The 15,870-nt window shown below is 61.9% G+C and carries 13 protein-coding genes; 2 read left to right on the top strand and 11 right to left on the bottom strand.

What is annotated here, in order from left to right; genetic code table 11:
* Nucleotides 1-4 precede the first annotated feature (4 nt).
* The 5 genes from AR689_RS01000 to AR689_RS00980 all read right to left on the bottom strand — a co-directional run bounded on the left by AR689_RS01000 (nucleotide 5) and on the right by AR689_RS00980 (nucleotide 6,976).
* Nucleotides 5-1,504, bottom strand: a complete 1,500-nt coding sequence (locus tag AR689_RS01000) for an APC family permease (RefSeq protein WP_062065549.1) — start codon at nucleotides 1,502-1,504, stop codon at nucleotides 5-7.
* Nucleotides 1,505-1,652: 148 nt separating this feature from the next.
* A complete protein-coding gene (locus tag AR689_RS00995) occupies nucleotides 1,653-2,639 on the bottom strand; it encodes an NAD-dependent epimerase/dehydratase family protein (RefSeq protein WP_062066069.1) in 987 nt (328 codons plus the stop codon).
* Nucleotides 2,636-5,383 (bottom strand): alpha/beta fold hydrolase, encoded by a 2,748-nt coding sequence (locus tag AR689_RS00990; RefSeq protein WP_062065546.1) that lies wholly within the window; start codon nucleotides 5,381-5,383, stop codon nucleotides 2,636-2,638. Before AR689_RS00990 ends, AR689_RS00995 begins: the two co-directional genes overlap by 4 nt.
* Nucleotides 5,377-6,399: a 3-oxoacyl-ACP synthase III gene (locus AR689_RS00985; RefSeq protein ID WP_024820908.1), complete on the bottom strand. Its 1,023-nt coding sequence runs from the start codon at nucleotides 6,397-6,399 to the stop codon at nucleotides 5,377-5,379. Before AR689_RS00985 ends, AR689_RS00990 begins: the two co-directional genes overlap by 7 nt.
* A 151-nt stretch (nucleotides 6,400-6,550) precedes the next feature.
* Complete coding sequence (locus AR689_RS00980) at nucleotides 6,551-6,976, bottom strand: ChaB family protein (RefSeq protein WP_062065544.1); 426 nt, start codon at nucleotides 6,974-6,976, stop codon at nucleotides 6,551-6,553.
* A gap of 231 nt (nucleotides 6,977-7,207) precedes the next feature.
* Between AR689_RS00980 and AR689_RS00975 the strand changes: the two genes are divergently transcribed.
* Nucleotides 7,208-7,948, top strand: a complete 741-nt coding sequence (locus AR689_RS00975) for a GntR family transcriptional regulator (RefSeq protein WP_062065541.1) — start codon at nucleotides 7,208-7,210, stop codon at nucleotides 7,946-7,948.
* A 44-nt stretch (nucleotides 7,949-7,992) separates the two neighbouring features.
* A complete protein-coding gene (gene iolB / locus AR689_RS00970) occupies nucleotides 7,993-8,886 on the top strand; it encodes a 5-deoxy-glucuronate isomerase (RefSeq protein WP_062065538.1) in 894 nt (297 codons plus the stop codon).
* Nucleotides 8,887-8,956: 70 nt separating this feature from the next.
* Here the strand turns inward: iolB and AR689_RS00965 are convergent, their stop codons facing one another.
* The 6 genes from AR689_RS00965 to AR689_RS00940 form a co-directional block, all read right to left on the bottom strand.
* Complete coding sequence (locus tag AR689_RS00965; protein WP_062065519.1) at nucleotides 8,957-9,991, bottom strand: Gfo/Idh/MocA family protein; 1,035 nt, start codon at nucleotides 9,989-9,991, stop codon at nucleotides 8,957-8,959.
* 15 nt (nucleotides 9,992-10,006) lie between these two features.
* Complete coding sequence (locus AR689_RS00960; RefSeq protein WP_062065516.1) at nucleotides 10,007-11,122, bottom strand: Gfo/Idh/MocA family oxidoreductase; 1,116 nt, start codon at nucleotides 11,120-11,122, stop codon at nucleotides 10,007-10,009.
* 419 nt (nucleotides 11,123-11,541) lie between these two features.
* The gene (locus AR689_RS00955; RefSeq protein ID WP_062065513.1) at nucleotides 11,542-12,468 is read right to left on the bottom strand and encodes an ATP-binding cassette domain-containing protein; all 927 of its coding nucleotides are present in this window, start codon (nucleotides 12,466-12,468) and stop codon (nucleotides 11,542-11,544) included.
* Between the two features lie 13 nt (nucleotides 12,469-12,481).
* Complete coding sequence (locus AR689_RS00950; protein ID WP_062065510.1) at nucleotides 12,482-13,531, bottom strand: ABC transporter permease; 1,050 nt, start codon at nucleotides 13,529-13,531, stop codon at nucleotides 12,482-12,484.
* A gap of 52 nt (nucleotides 13,532-13,583) precedes the next feature.
* Nucleotides 13,584-14,579: a substrate-binding domain-containing protein gene (locus AR689_RS00945; RefSeq protein ID WP_197412786.1), complete on the bottom strand. Its 996-nt coding sequence runs from the start codon at nucleotides 14,577-14,579 to the stop codon at nucleotides 13,584-13,586.
* A gap of 144 nt (nucleotides 14,580-14,723) precedes the next feature.
* Nucleotides 14,724-15,737: a LacI family DNA-binding transcriptional regulator gene (locus tag AR689_RS00940; protein ID WP_062065504.1), complete on the bottom strand. Its 1,014-nt coding sequence runs from the start codon at nucleotides 15,735-15,737 to the stop codon at nucleotides 14,724-14,726.
* Nucleotides 15,738-15,870: the final 133 nt, after the last annotated feature.

Here is a 15,870-nt window from a genome sequence, read left to right as displayed (position 1 = left end):
CGGGTTAGTCCTGCGGTGGCTGCTGTGATCTGTGGCTGTTCGTGTCAGCGTCCGCGCTGGCAACCGCCGGTTCTCCTCCGCCGCCGTTGCTCTTCCTGGTAATGAGCCAGGTGATGAACCACAGCACCACGCCGATGGCCATCAGGCCGCCGGCCACTTGGTACTGGACGGGGCTCCTGCCCACCCAGGGACCAGCGAGAAAAGCGCAGAGCACAGCGGCAACCAAGGGGAGTTGTCCTGGAGAGGTGAAGAACACTTTCCGGTGCGGATCCCGCTTTCGGCGGAGAACGACGCATGCCACGTTGACCAGTGTGAAAACGCACAGCAGGAGAAAGGCCGTGGTTCCGGAAAGATTCGCCACGATGTTGCTTGAGGGGTCGCTGCTGACGTACCAGATCAGTCCCAGGGCAAGAACGGTGGAAAACACGATTCCGGCCCATGGTGACCTGCGGCCCGGCAAGACCTTTCCCAAGGACCGCGGCAGAACGTGCTGGCGTGCCATGCCATAAATCAGCCGGCTGGCCATCAACATGTTGATCAATGCTGTGTTGGCTACGGCGAAGACGGCGAGGAAAGGAAAGATCTTGTCGATGGGAAAGTCGGGAGAGCCTTTGTGCACCACTTCAAGGAGTGCCGCACCTTCGGCCTCCCTGATCTGCCCAAGCTCCGCAGGAGTGAGCACACTGACCACGGACACAGCAACCAGCATGTAGAGAATCACTGCGATGCCAAGGCCAGTCAGCATGGTGCGGGGAAAAATCCGCTCCGGGTTCCTGGTTTCTTCAACCATGTTGACGGAGTCCTCGAAACCAACCATGGCGAAAAAGGCAATGGAGGTGGCTGCGGTAACGGCCAGGAACAAACCCTTGTCCTGGTAGTCGGTGAACACGAAGATTTCCTGGACGTTGCCGGTTCCTTGCGCCATGACGAAAAAGCCCACCCCGATCACGACGCAGAGGGCGATGACCTCCACTGCTGTGAGAATGACGTTGAACTTCACGCTCTCCCCAACTCCACGCAGGTTGATCGCCGCCAGCAGCAGCATGAAGCCCAAGGCTACCGCTGTGATCACGCCGCGGTCCGGCACGTCCATCCAGCCGTTGACTTCCAAGCCACCAAAGAAGTTCTGGGCAAGGACGTTGGCAGATGTTGAGGCACTGGTGATGCCGGAGCAAACAACGGCGAACGCCACGAGGAAGGTGACGAAATGGATCCCGAAGGCCTTGTGCGTGTAGAGCGCCGCTCCAGCAGCCTGGGGGTACTGGGTCACCAATTCGAGGTAGGAAAACGCGGTGAGGGTGGCCACCACAAAGGCGAGCAGGAACGGCAACCAGACGATGCCACCGACTGTCCCTGCCATGGTCCCCGTGACCGCGTAGACCCCGGCCCCCAGAATGTCACCCACAATGAAGAGAAGGAGCAGTTTGGGTCCGAGCACTCGTTTAAGCTCTGGCTCCTCACCTGAAGGCGTCGCTTCCAAGGCGTTGTCTGACGTGGTGCTCATGGTCCACCCCCGGCCAGTACACGGTCCCTCGAACCGTGTCAGTGATCTGATTTATCTCACTGTGATCCTGAGGTGCGGGTTTGGCAACACTGTCCGGCGAAAAGCCGGCACTGCTTTAGTGACGTTGCCCTTTTTCCCTGGTCCGCATCTACCTGGTCCGCGAAGTCCGTGAACCGTAATGCTCAGCCAGCCTGGCCAGTCCTTCATCAATGGACACTGCAGGTGTCCAGTTGAGGAGTTCTCGTGTCAAGCGTTGGTCGAACCAATGGGCGGTGGAGAGCTGCTCAGCGAGGAACCGCGTCATGGGCGGCTCTTCCTCTTGTCCTGCCCAGGTCCACACCCTTTCCACTGCTGCTCCCACTGTCCGTGCCAGTCCACCCGGTACAGACCACGACGGCGGGGCCACGCCACCCGCTGCGCAAATGCCCGCCAACAGCTCGCCGATCGGCCGGGGCTCGCCATTGCTCACCACCAGGGCTTTGCCGTGGACCTGCTCCATACGGTGCAGCGCCGCAACGATAGCCGAGGCGGCGTTGTCCACATAGGTTGTGTCGATCAGGGCAGCGCCGGAATCGAGCAGGGGAAGCCGGCTGCGGCTGGCGCGCGCCAGGACGCGTTCAACCAGCTGCGTATCCCCGGGGCCCCACACAATATGGGGGCGCACTGCTGCCACCCGGAAATCGGGACGGTCCGCGGCGAGGGCAAGCAACTCAGCCTCCGCCTTGGTGCGGGCATAATTTCCACGTGCATGCCGTGGGTCAGCCTGCTCCGCGCCCAGCCCCATGATGGCCGTGCCGGAGTGGGCCACCGACGGTGACGAGACAAACACCACGTCCCGCACCCCAGCTTGGCGGGCCAGGTGCAGTAGCCGGCGGGTTCCTTCCACATTGACAGCGTCAAACTCCTCGGCGCGGCCGGTGATGGACACTTTGGCTGCGAGGTGAATGATTCCCTCCGCGCCGGCCAATGCCCGGCGGAGAGCCGCGTCATCGTTGATGGAGCCGCGGAAGTCCTCCACACCGTCAACCCCCGACGGGCGGCGCTGGAACGTGGCCACGTTATGCCCTTGTCGGAGCAGTTGCCGCGCCACGTCCCCTCCGAGGAGCCCGCTGGCCCCCGTGACGAGGACCCTCATGGCTTGGCCGGGCGGCCGCCGGCCAGCACCTTTGAAGCCCACCGCCCAAGTCGCGTCCTGTCGATCTTGGCGTTATGCCTGACATCGGTGGGCTGTGCGGGGACTACGAGCACGGCGCTGACATGGACGCCGGCCTCGGAGGCCGCTCGTCGGACAAGCCCAGCGAGTTGCGGCGCTGCGGGACCGGCTTTAGGGACAGGAGGCACGGTCTCGACGACGGCCACCACGGCTTGCGTCCCTGACGGTCCTACACCGGCGATGGCAGCCAGCCTCACGGCGTCCAGGCGTTCGATGCACTGCTCGGCACCAACGGGAGTTACTACTTCCCCGGGCGCTGTCACAACGTGGGCAAGACGGCCCTCCACCCACAGGCGGCCAGCGGCGTCGAAGTGGCCAACGTCGCCCGTTCGGTGCCATCCGGTCAGGCCGGCACTCTCTTGTTCGGTCAGCCAAAGCCTGTCATAGGCTTCTTTGACGTGCGGGGCGCTGACCAGTATCTCCCCAGTCACCCCAGCCTCGGTCAGAAGGTTCTCTCCTGGTGCTGTTCCATCTGCCGCCAGCGCGACGATCGACACCCGGGCTCCATGCACCGGCATACCCACGCAGACCCCGTTGCCGGCTCCAAGGACCGTGCCGGCAGCCGCATCGGCGCCGGCCGCCTGAATTTCCTCAAAGCTGATGTCAGTGACCGGCAACGCCTCAGTCATCCCGTAGGGCGTATGCAACGAAGCTTGCGGCAGCAACTGCTGCACCTCCGCAAGGAGGGGCTCGGGGACGGGCGCACCGGCGGACAGGAGCAGCTCCACGTTGTCAAGAGCCTGCACCAGTGACCCGCTAAGGTCGTCCCGGGTAGCGACGACGTTACGCAATGCCGCTGGCGAAGCGAAGACCACGCTGGCGTCAATGGCAGTTACCGCGCCTGCCAGGGCACGGGCCGTTAAAGTGCCGGGGGCAGTGACGTCCATGGCAGGGGTCACCGAAACGGCTCCCAGCGCCGGACCCAGCAAAGCGAACGGCGCGAAACCCGCCACAAGCCTGGCACCGGAACGGATCCCGAAAGTAGCGGCCACCGTGTCCCGCATCGCAGCAAGCTGCCGGTGTGTGTAGAGGACGCCCTTGGCCGGACCGGTGGAGCCGGAGGTAAAAAGCACGGCGGACGGCGCGTCAGGGTCCACCGTGACCAACTGAGTGTCTTGCTGACGCACGGCCCTCCCGTGTGCGACGCGGCCCCGTGCGCCGCTCTTTGCGCCGCTCTTTGCCAAGGCATGGAGCGAGGTCTCAACCCCCAGGATTCGACGGCGGGCGGTGGGGAGATCCTGAACGCTGATCCGGCGTCCCGGCCACCCAAGCACCGAGGCGGCTGCCAGTGCCTTATCGATGCCAATCAGGAAGTCGGCCGTAGCGCCCTTAACGGCGCGGCTCATGCCTTTGGTCCCGAGTCCGGCGTCGGCCACAACCACTACCGCGCCAAGCCTCAGGCATGCGTAGAGCGCCACGGTCAGATCGGTTCCGGGCGGAACCATCAGGCTGACGCGGCTGCCGTGGACCACGCCGGCTTCCCGTAATCCCTCCGCCAGATCAAGAATGCGCTCCTCCAGCTGGCGCCAGGTGAGTGAACCACTCACGGTGCCGTCGGGCGCCATTTCAGCGACGGCGACGTCGTCCTTCCCTGGACCCGCCGCCAGGGCACTGAGCGAGTCCCAGAGTGGCCGGAATTGCGTCTTCTCTTCCTCGTCCGTCTTCTTGGGCAGTGGCTCGCCCGTAGCACCGGCCAACCGGGAGTCATCGCCGCTGACGGCGCTCCCACTGATTTCAGCGCCGTGCACAGCAAGCCAATCAAAGACCGGCGCGGCGATATCCCTGTCTTCTGCCACGAGATGTCCGGCACCTTCGAATCGATGCACCTCCGCGTGCGGAATCCGGCTGATGAGGTCTTTGAGGTACCGGTCGGAGAAGATCGGATCCTTGGGGCCCCAGAGCATCAGGACAGGGACTTTCAGCCCGCACATGCCGTCCGCAACATGGGTGAGCGCGGGAAAGCTGGGGTGGGAAGCATTAGCGGGAATATCCGCGACGAAATTTCCCACCCCGGCCCGGCGGCCGACGCCGCGGTAGGGGGCCATGAAAGCCCTCCGCACCTCTGCCGGCAGCGGCGGGTTGGCCAGAGAATGTGTCACCCGCAGGAAGGCGTCCGACGTCGTAGTACCCCACCGGTGCACGGCGGGGTGCAACGCGAGCCGGAGGGCCGGAGGGAGTGGCGAGTCAGAGGGGTGGTGGACGGCGGTGTTGGTCAGCACCACGCCCGCGAGGAGCTGAGGGTGCTTCAGGGCCCAGCCTGAGCTGATCACTCCACCCCAGTCGTGGCCGACCGTAACTACTGGCCCCTCCAAGCCCAGGGCGTCCGTGAGGTCGCCGAGATCGTTGATCCGGTCGGCCAGGCGCCGGAACGTGCCGGTGCGTTCTGAATAGCCCATGTCCAGCTGGTCCACGGCCACAACCCGCCACGGATGCGCCGGGTCCGCTCCGGCGCTCAGCAGCGTTCGCCACAGGTAGGACCACGTGGGGTTGCCGTGCACGCAGAGCAAGGTACCCCTCGGGGTCAGGCCGAGGTGTTTGAGCTGGGCGGCGTTATCCAGCACATGCCAGCGTCGCACAGCGCCGGGCGCGTCCACCTCCGACGTGGACTTTACCCGGATCGTCCGGGACCAATCCGGATCCACGCCAGGCCAGTTGGCGGCTACCAAACGATTTCCACCATTCCTGCGTTCAGTCCGGAACCAACACCCATGCACAGGACCCGGTCGCCCGAGGTCAATGACTGCGCCTGCGCCGCGAGCGTCATGGGAAGCGACGCGGGACCCACATTGCCCCAGTGCGGGAACGTGATGGGGACCTTGTCCGGGTCCAGATCTATGGCGTTGATGATGGCCTGGGTGTAGGCGTTGCTGACTTGATGGGTGACGTAGCGGTCCATGCTGGCCCAATCCCATTCAGGCTGGGCCTCGTGCCAGGCATCCACCACCAGCTGCAGGCCGCCGTCGAGCAGACCTTTGGTGTCGGTGGACATGCCATCGATGCCCCCAACGCACAGTTCGTGGTGTTCCGTGCCGGCGCGCATCACGCCTCCCACAAGCCGGTGGGCCCCCGGGTGCTCACTAACAGGACCCAGAACCGCTGCGGCAGCACCCGATCCCAGCGTCAGTGTGGCAAATTCGCGGTTGAAGTCTTCACGGGTGGTTTCAGGACGCTGGAGCCGCGCCAGGGTGGCTTCCTGCGTGCCCTGAGCGTCTTCTCCGTTGACGATCACCGCATACTTGATCTGTCCCGAATCAATCATGTTGGCCGCCAGGATCAAGCCGTTCACGAACCCGAGGCAGGCGTTGGCCAAGTCAAAGTTCATAGCCGAGGACGGCAGGCCGAGTTCGTGGTGGATCTTGACCGCCACGGAGGGTTCGAGGTTGCGCCTCGTCACCGACGTGTTGATCAACAAGCCGATTTCTGAAGCTTCGACGCCGGCCTCGGCCAAGGCTTTGGCGCCCGCCTCCACGGCAGCATCATCGAAGGACGTCCCCGCGGCCCACCAACGGCGGTGCGTGATGCCCGCCACGCGTTCAAGCAATCGTGGTGGAAACTTCAGCCGCTGCAGGGTCGAAGCCAATCTCCGGTCGAAATCCGTGGAGCTCACTATCCTCGGAGCCTCTACGCTGCTCACCGAGAGCAGCGCGGTGTTGCTGTGCCGGAAGGTCGCATTCCCTGCCAAGTTAAGCCCCTGTTCGTTTCTGTCCTGCCTTCATGCGGTGACTGTACCCATAAAGTGCAACCCCAAGACGTTAACTATGCCGGTGCGGACCCGTTCCTGCATATTTGGCGAAGCCCGGACCGGCTCAAGACTTATAAGGGACTTCGGCGGGCTAACCTTCGCGAGCCTTCCGGGTAGCTGCGTCGTTAGCCTTCTGCAGCGCTTCCACCAGCTCCTTCTTGTCCATTGCTGAGCGGCCTTTGATATCCATGTCCTTCGCCCGCTGGTAAAGGTGTTCCTTGGAGGCGTTGGCATCCACTCCCCCGGCCGTGGGCTTGGTGGAGGCCGCCCCTTCTTCCGCGTGGTCATCGGAAGGTCCGCGCTCCTCTTTGGGTTCCCAGTGGTCACCCACCTTCTCGTAACTGTGCTTCAGGGCCGCGAACGCTGTGCGGGCCGCACGGCTCGAATCGTCGTCGTAGGTCTCCATCGCCGAATCGTAGGTCTTGGCAAAAGTGTCCTGGGCTTTCTGTTCCGAGCGCTGCAGCGTGGACGGCAGCTCGTCCTTGCGGGCGTGATCATTCTTTCCGGTCTTGGGCATGGCACTCCAACTCCCTGCATCATGGTTGTCCTCGAGTGGTTCAAGTCTGATGGGAACCGAGTGTCCGGATCAAGGACCGGAGCCTCGACGGCGAAGAGGCCATTTGACCATCAGAAGCTGCCTGCTACCATCGAGGGAGAAAGTATGTCCTATCAAGCGAACAAATGGCTACATGCCTCGGGCGCCCGCACAGGGAGGCAAGGGGTTGAGCCTGAAACCCGGGGTATTCCAGTGGTTACTAAACTTGGTCTCAACATCGACCGATCCTCTCCCGTGCCCCTCTACCACCAAGTAGTACAGGGTATCGAGGCTGCCATCCACAGCGGAGTACTGGAACCCGGCAGTCGGCTTGAAAACGAAATCGACCTCGCGGCCCAGCTCAACCTTTCCAGGCCCACCATGCGCAAGGCCATGGATGAACTGGTCCGTTCGGGCCTGCTTGTCCGCAAACGCGGAGTAGGCACACAAGTGGTATCCAGTCAGGTCCGCCGGCCCCTGGAGCTCTCCAGCCTCTTTGACGATCTCACCAACAACGGCAAGAAGCCCACCACCACCGTGCTGAGCTTTTCCCACGAAGAGGCCGACGCCGCCACCCTCGCGGCGCTTGAGCTGCCGGCCGGGTCCAAGGTGTACCACTTCACCCGTCTGCGCAAAGTGGGCGGCAAGCCACTGGCCCTGATGGAAAACTGGGTGCGCGATGACATCGCCACCATGGACGAAGCCATGCTCGGAGCGGAAGGTCTGTACTCAATCCTGCGCAGAGGCGGCGTTAACTTCCGTCTTGCCACCCAACGCATCGGCGCCATGATCGCCAATGACTACCAGGCGCCCCTCCTGGAGACCGACGTAAATTCCGCTTTGGTCACCATGGAACGCACCGCTGTGGACGATACCGGCCGCCATGTCGAGACGGGTCACCACGTGTACCGCGCCGATTCCTACAGTTTTGAAATGACACTCGTACAGCGCTAGTACAGCCACCAAAGCTGTACAGCTAATAATAAGGACTCCCTTCCATGACCAACTGGGTTTACCCCTTGGGTTCCGCCGCCGACGGCGTGTGGGACATTTCGCTCGGCACCGCCGATTCCACCGTTGCCGTTGACGGCTGGGCACACACCGGCCTCAAGGTCGCCACCATCGCGGCCGGTGCCGCCGTCGACCTTCCTGCTGTTGGCGAGGAGCGCATCGTGGTCCCGCTCAACGGTTCCTTCACCGTCACTGTGGACGGCCACCAGCATGCCCTGGCAGGCCGGACCTCCGTGTTCCATGGACCCAGCGACGTCCTGTACTCAGGAACCGGAAAGTCTGTGACAATCAGCTCAACAGACGGCGGCCGAGTCGCTATCGCAACGGCCCCAGCCAATGTCTCGTACCCCACCCGGCTGATTACCGCTGCCGAGACACCCGTGGAGTTGCGGGGTGCCGGAAACTGTTCCCGCCAGGTGCACAACTTCGGCACACCGGCGGCTCTGGAGGCTGACCGTTTTATTGTGTGCGAGGTCATTACACCGGCCGGGAACTGGTCGTCCTATCCCCCTCACAAACACGATGAGGAAAAGGACGGTGAGACCCACCTCGAGGAGATCTACTACTTTGAGACGCAGGTTGCCGAAGGTTCCAGCGCACCGGCCGACGCCGATGCAATCGGTTACCAGCGGGTCTACTCCTCGGATGAGCGGCCCATTGACGTTTCGGCGGAAGTTCGCACCGGTGACGTCGTTTTGGTCCCGTATGGCTGGCATGGCCCTGCGATGGCAGCACCGGGCTATGACCTGTACTACCTGAACGTCATGGCGGGCCCGGGTCCCGTCCGTGAATGGTTGATCAGCGACGACCCCCACCACGGATGGGTACGGCAAAGCTGGGATGGCCAGGACATCGACCCCCGGTTGCCTTTCGGCTCGTAGCTTTATGCATGAAATGAAAATGCCCTCCCCGCATCCAGTGGATATGGGGAGGGCATTTCTGTCAGCCGTGTCAGCTGGAGACCTTGAGCCCAACCCGTACAGGGACGCCTGATGCCAGCGATTCCTGGGCCGCATCTGCCACGCGGGAGGCCGCGACCGCGTCCTCAGGAGTGCAGGGGTTGTCCCGTTCGCCCATCACCAGTTCAACAAAAGCGACCATTTCTGAGTTATAGGCCTGGTCAAAGCGCTCCGCGAAGCTCTGATGCGGATCCCCGTCAGGGAAGGTGACCCCACCTTCAGCCGACAACAATGCGGTCTTAGCATCCAGACCCACCACGAGCGAGCCTTTGGATCCTTGGATCTCCAGGCGGACGTCGTGGCCGGCACCGTTGTAGCGGCTGGCGGAAACCGTTCCCATCGTGCCGTCGTCGAAGGTGATGAGCGCCACAGCGGTGTCCACATCCCCCACGCCTCCAATCGCAGGGTCACCATTGTTGGAACCTTTGGCATAGACCTCAACGATTTCGCGGCCCGTCAGCCAGCGGAGAATGTCAAAGTCATGGACCGAGCAGTCTCTGAACAGCCCTCCGGACGAAGCCAGGAACCCGATGGGCGGAGGGGTCATATCGCAGGTGACGGCGCGCAGCGAATGGATCCATCCCAACTCTCCGGCCTGGAACGCGCGCCTCGCCTCCATGTAACCAGCATCGAAGCGTCGCTGATGGCCGATTTGCACCACGCCGTTGTTCTCCCTGACGTAGTCCAGCACCGGCAGCGCTTCGGTTACGTTCAAAGCCACGGGTTTTTCGCAGAAGACCGGGATTCCCGCATCCACTCCGGCACGGATCAACTCAGGGTGGGTGGCCGTGCCCGTAGCAATGACCAAGCCATCGAGTCCGGAGGCCAACAACTCGCCCACTGACGGCAGGAACTCTGCACCCAAGTCAGCTGCCATGGAGCGCGCATGCTCCGTGGCAACATCCGTGAGCCTCAGGTGGAGGTTGACGCCCCTGAGGCTAAGCCCTTCTTTGAGGGCGACGATATTGTTAGCATGCATGACGCCGATGCGCCCCACGCCAACAAGGCCAAGAATGACATCGCTCATAATTATCCTTCGAAGTCAGAGTTCTGAGTAGACCCGGATGGGTTGGGCTGTTTCATCATGGGGCACTTTTATTGGCCTGCCCTGTTGGACGGATTCGATGCAAGCAAGCGCGCAGGCGAGAGCCCGTCGGGCATCAGCGGCGCCCGGCGTTAACGAAAAAACGTTCGACGGCGACGGCGTACCGTCGCGCCGGGACCGTACCTGCGCTGTGAAGTCAGCAAGTTCATCCGTATACGCCTGACGGAAAAGTTCCACGTTGAGGCGCGGGGTGTCTGCTCCGAGGCCCTCGGCTGTGTAGCGTCTGGCTGCGGTTTCCGTGGCACGGCCGGCTTGGACCATGCCTTTGGAACCGAAAACCTCGCCCCTGACGTCGTAACCGTAAAGCGCGCTGAAGTTTGCTTCGGCCACACCGATCGCTCCGTTGCTGTAGCGGACGGTCACCACTGCCGTATCCAGAAAACCCTCGTCCCGCAGATCGGGTTCCACCAACGCATCGGCCACGGCATGGACCTCCACCGGCTCGGCCCCTTCATTGAACCAGTTCAGGGTGTCGAAGTCGTGGATGAGTGTTTCCAGGAAAATCGTCCATGCCGGAACGTGGGCTGCGTGAGCAATGGTGCCGGTGCCAGGATCGCGCGTCAATGAGCGCAGGAGCTGCGGGCGGCCTACAACTCCGGCGGCAAGATCATGCTTAGCCGCTTGAAAGTCTGCCGCGTACCTACGGTTGAAGCCAATTTGGAAATGGACACCAGCCGCCTCCACCTCGGCCAAGGCAGCTTCGAGTTCAGCCAAGTCCTGTCCGGCAGGTTTTTCACAGAAGATATCCTTTCCAGCCACAGCGGCTTGGGTGATCAGATCGGCGTGGAAGCGGGCGGGACTGGCGATAATCACGGCATCGATGCTGGGATCGGCCAAGACGTCGTCCGAGCTTGCCGTGACAAGGGCCGTGCCGAGCGATGCTGCGAGGGCCTCGGCGAATTCGATGTTGGGATCAGCGATGGCTGAGAGCACCGCGCCCGGGACACGACGGACGATGCTCTCGGCATGGAAGGCACCCATCCAGCCCGACCCGATAAGGCCGATTCGTACAGCTGTCGGCAGCGGTACGGAGCGCGGAGAGGAGTAGGCCATGGGGTGGTCCTTTCAGAGTTCGTGGAGCTAGGGGGGATCTAGTGCAGGGGCGCCCGGGACGCCGCTTTTATCGCGAACCACCACACCCAGCTGGCTACGGATCGCCGGCCGGGGGCACCGTAGGTAAGCAGGAGTACGGAACGGTTGATGCCATCACCACTAACCAACCTTGATTGACGCTTCATCGCCGGGCAGCGACTGGCCCACGGCTTGTGCCTCGAGCGAAGCATTCCAAGACCAGCCCGGCGCGTGTGGAATCGAGGGAGGCGCCAATGGCACCCACCCTGATGGCCATGGTCCCTTCCGTTGGCGGAGTCTCTGCCTACTGCAGATGCGTGCAGCGTGGCGGGGTGCTCCACAATCCGGGAGCACCCCGCCGAATGATGCCGCTGAACGCGTGCGGCTGGACAGTGCTGCTGCTAGGCGTGTTTCGGGGTGCCGGCTTTCACGCTGTCCGCAACATCGGTCACTTCGGCTTTGACTTCTTTCACTACATCTCCGTGGCCGCCAAGTTGCTCCAGCTCATGTGCGAGTTCGGCGAGTTCAGCACCGCCGGCCATCTGGGCGGTGAGCTCATCCAGGGTGATGTCCTTCTTGTCGTAGTAGCCAATGGACTTGCCGCGCTTAAGCAGCAGGAAACGATCACCAACGGGGAAGGCGTGGTGCGGGTTATGAGTGATGAAAATGACGCCAAGGCCGCGGTCGCGGGCCTGGAGGATGTAGCGCAGGACCACGCCTGACTGCTTCACCCCCAACGCCGCTGTGGGTTCGTCCAGAATAAGTACTTTCGCGCCGAAGTAGACGGCGCGGGCAATTGCCACGCACTGGCGCTCCCCACCGGACAGTTGTCCAATGGGTTGCTCAACATCGCGAAGGTCGATGCCCATCTCGGCCAGTTCCTTGAGCGTGATGGCCTTCATCTGCTCGACATCCATGTATTTGAACGGCCCGAAGCCCTTGGTGAGCTCGGAACCGAGGAAGAAATTCCGCCAGATCGGCATCAGCGGTACTACCGCAAGGTCTTGGTAGACGGTAGCGATGCCAGCGTCCAAGGCATCGCGAGGGGAACCGAATTTCCGGTCCTCTCCCATGATGTTCAGGACGCCCTCGTCGTGCTGATGGAGGCCGGCAATAATCTTAATCAGCGTTGACTTGCCAGCGCCGTTATCGCCCAACACACAGGTGACCCGGCCGTTGTCCACGGCCATGGTGACATCACTCAGCGCGATGATGTTGCCGTAGTGCTTTCCCACTCCCTCCAGGGAGAGGAGATGGACGGGTGTGTGGGTGAGGGGATCACGCTCGTTCTGTAGCAGCGTTTCCTGATCGATTGCTTTTGCATTCATTTTCCGGGGCCCTTTACTTGAGTTCCGCGCGGCGCTTGACGATGAGGTTGACGATGGTGGCGAGTAATAGCATCAAACCCAAGAAGAATTTGAACCAGTCAGGGTTCCACTGTGCGTAAACAATGCCCTTGTTTGCCATGCCGAAGATGAAGGCGCCAATGGCACCACCCACAGCTGAACCGTAGCCACCGGTCAAAAGACAACCGCCAATGACTGCGGCGATGATGTAGAGGAATTCGTTGCCCACGCCCTCGCCGGACTGCACGGTGTCGAAGGCGAAAAGGTTGTGCATGCCCAGGATCCAGCCGCAGAAACCCACGCCCATGAAGAGCCCGATTTTGGTGGCCTTGACAGGAACACCCACTGCGCGGGCCGCGTTTTCGTCGCCTCCCACTGCGAAGATCCAGTTGCCCACACGGGTTCGCATGAGCACCCAGGTGGCAACGGCCACGAGGGCAATCCAGATGAATACCGTGATCTTGACGTCGATGCCCGCGATGTTTACCGAGGAAGCGAAGACACCGCGGGCGGTGTCGAAACCGTCCATGTTGGAGATGGAAGGTGAGGAAACAGACCCTCCGATCAACCGGGTCAACCCCAGGTTCAGGCCGGTCAGCATCAGGAACGTAGCCAAGGTCACGATGAAACTGGGCAGCTTGGTCTTCATCAGGATCCAACCGTTGATGAAGCCGATGGCCAAGGACACCAGCAAAGCCAGGATGACTCCCACCCAGACGTTTGTGCTGAAGTACCAGCTGAACATGGAGGCCGTTAGCGCCGAGGAGATCACTGCGACACCGGTGGACAGGTCAAACTCACCACCGATCATCAGCAGCGAAACTCCCACCGCCATGATCCCGATGGTGGAGCTTCCATACAGCACTGTGGCCAAGGCATTGGGCTGGGTAAATGTCGGTGACACCGCTGCGAAGAAGATGAAGAGGACGATTGCGCCGACGAGGGCACCCACCTCGGGCCGGCCCAGAAGCTTTTGCAAAGGACTGCGTTGCGCGACCCGTTCATCGATCGCAGCTTTTGTGAATGTTTTGTGGGTAATAGTCATGATGTTCCTCCTTGCTGCCGGGCTGGGTTCGACCAGCCCGGCCAGCGGGCTGTTAGCGGATACCCTGTTCGGCGAACTTGAGGACTTCGGCGGCATTGGACTGGTCGACTATTGCCGGACCAGTGAGGACCGACTGTCCGCCGCCAACCTTGAATCCGCCACGCTTGTTCTGCCACAAAGCATCCACTGCTCCGTAACCCTGGAGCCACGGCTGCTGGTCCACGGTAAACAGCACACTGCCATCGACTACCTTCTGGGCGAGTTCTTTGTTGAGGTCGAAGCTGGCAACCTTGGCTGAACTGCCGGCTGTGGTCACGGACTTCAAGAGCGTCAAGGTGATGGGGGCACCGAGGCCGATGATCACGTCAGCGTCCTTGGAGGCCTGCAGCTTTGCGGTGGCGGTGGACTCCACCGACGTCATGTCCGCTCCATTGACGTAGAGGATTTCCGTGCCGGGTACCTTCGCCTTCACTCCAGCGCATCGGGCCTCGAGGCCCACGTGGCCTTGCGCCTGGATGACGCATACCGGGTGCTTATAACCCCCTTCTGCAAGCTTTGAGCCAACGGCTTCGCCAGCCAGCTGTTCATTCGAACCGAAGTGGGTGAATGCTCCAAGCTGGGCAGAGGCCGCTTCGCCCGCATTGAAGCTGACGATCGGGATCCCGGCATCAGTTGCTTTTTTCAGTGCATCTTTCAGCGCATCCGGCGTAGCCAACGTCACGGCGATACCGTCAACCTTCTGATCCACAGCCTGTTCGATGAGCTGTGCCTGCCGCCCGGCTTCAGGATCGGAGGTGTAAAGCAGTTCCACATTGTCCTTGGCGGCAGCCTCCTCGGCACCCTTGCGAACGGTGTCCCAGAAGGTGTCACCGGCGGGTGCGTGCGCGATCAGGGCAATTTTCATCCGTGCAGTCGAAGCCACTTGGCCTCCTCCGCCGCCGGAGCCGGCCTCCGGCGCTCTACCACCAGTGCTTGAACAGGCACTGAGTGCCACCAACGGCACTACTGCTGCCACAAGTGCCGCCTTACGCCACGAAAAAACAGTCACCATTATCTCCTTTGATTCCCAGGCTCGGGCTGCCACATTGCAGCCTCCGAAGCACCGTCTACCTCGATCATGGTGACCCGACTCACAAATGTCAATAGTTTGTCCTGACATTAGTATGTTTGTACGTGGCGATTCTGTGCGTACTCAAGATCTTGGAGTCGCCGTGGTGCCCCGAACTACTAAAACTGGTTCAATCAGCCTGCGCAGTGTCTCCGGCGCGCCACCCCGGATGCGATCCAACAACGCCCTGGCAACGTCAGCTCCCACCACGTCGCTTCGGTTGTCCACGGACGTCAGCTCGAGAAAACGTGACTTCGCCAGAGCGGAGTTGTCATACCCAATGACAGAGAGATTTGCCGGCACTGCCAAGCCGCGTGCCTTGATCGCACCAAAGGCACCCAGCGCCATGGTGTCGTTCGCGGCGAAAATTGCCGTTGTTTCCGGATGATGATCGAGAAGCCAGCACGCCGAAGCGTAGCCGTCTTCCTCGGCGGTATCGCCAGCCTCACCCACGATCACAGGTTCAACACGAGACTGGCGGAGTAGGCCCTGAAAGCCGGCTTTACGGTGGGCTGCAGCACCGCCTGAACCCGAAAGGTGCCCAATCCTCGTGTGCCCAAGTTGCAGGAGGTGTTCGGCCGCCATTGCACCGCCGGCGTCGTCGTCGTTGGTAATGAGATCAGCTTCATCCGGAACGCCATTCCGCCACCCTGCCACCACGGTGGGAACGTCCGTCCCGCGCAGCCCCATGGCACCAGGTTCAGCTGCGATCACCAAACCGTCCACATGCATGGCCAGCAACCCTTCCACGGCCTCCTTGGTGCGGTTTTCCCCGGGGCGGGAATCGGCGAGGGTCACCTGATAGCCATGTTCCGCCAGGACCGTTTCCAATCCGCGCAGCAGGTCAACAAACCAAAGGTTCCGGTAGTCGTCAATGACAAGCCCAATACTCTTAGTCCGACTGCTCGCCAGGGTCGTGGCCGCCCGACTGGGCCGGTATCCCAGATCTGCGATAGCCGCCAGGACCGCTTGCCGGCGCTTATCGCTGACCTTTCCGGGGTTTTGGAGAACCAGCGAAACCAGCGAAGGCGAGACGCCAGCCAGTTTTGCCACATCGTAAATGGTTGGGCGCCGCACCTGCGGCGTACTCGTGCTCATGAAGCCAACTCTCGTAAGGGATCATCCGATTGCTGAAAAGGATTGACAGGACATATAGACATGACTACTGTCAGATCCAACCTACAAATTGTAGCGCTACAAAATGCCGCCGAGTCTTCAGGCCGCGGCAGAT

It is taken from the genome of Arthrobacter sp. EpRS71 (genome assembly GCF_001512285.1).
In the GTDB taxonomy this organism is placed as follows: domain Bacteria; phylum Actinomycetota; class Actinomycetes; order Actinomycetales; family Micrococcaceae; genus Arthrobacter.
This window is presented reverse-complemented; position numbering and strand designations above follow the sequence as displayed.

Coding starts and splice junctions, on each gene's coding strand:
- AR689_RS01000 (WP_062065549.1), bottom strand. CDS start 1,504: ATGAGCACCACGTCAGACAACGCCTTGGAAGCGACGCCTTCAGGTGAG.
- AR689_RS00995 (WP_062066069.1), bottom strand. CDS start 2,639: ATGAGGGTCCTCGTCACGGGGGCCAGCGGGCTCCTCGGAGGGGACGTG.
- AR689_RS00980 (WP_062065544.1), bottom strand. CDS start 6,976: ATGCCCAAGACCGGAAAGAATGATCACGCCCGCAAGGACGAGCTGCCG.
- iolB (WP_062065538.1), top strand. CDS start 7,993: ATGACCAACTGGGTTTACCCCTTGGGTTCCGCCGCCGACGGCGTGTGG.
- AR689_RS00965 (WP_062065519.1), bottom strand. CDS start 9,991: ATGAGCGATGTCATTCTTGGCCTTGTTGGCGTGGGGCGCATCGGCGTC.
- AR689_RS00960 (WP_062065516.1), bottom strand. CDS start 11,122: ATGGCCTACTCCTCTCCGCGCTCCGTACCGCTGCCGACAGCTGTACGA.
- AR689_RS00955 (WP_062065513.1), bottom strand. CDS start 12,468: ATGAATGCAAAAGCAATCGATCAGGAAACGCTGCTACAGAACGAGCGT.
- AR689_RS00950 (WP_062065510.1), bottom strand. CDS start 13,531: ATGACTATTACCCACAAAACATTCACAAAAGCTGCGATCGATGAACGG.
- AR689_RS00940 (WP_062065504.1), bottom strand. CDS start 15,737: ATGAGCACGAGTACGCCGCAGGTGCGGCGCCCAACCATTTACGATGTG.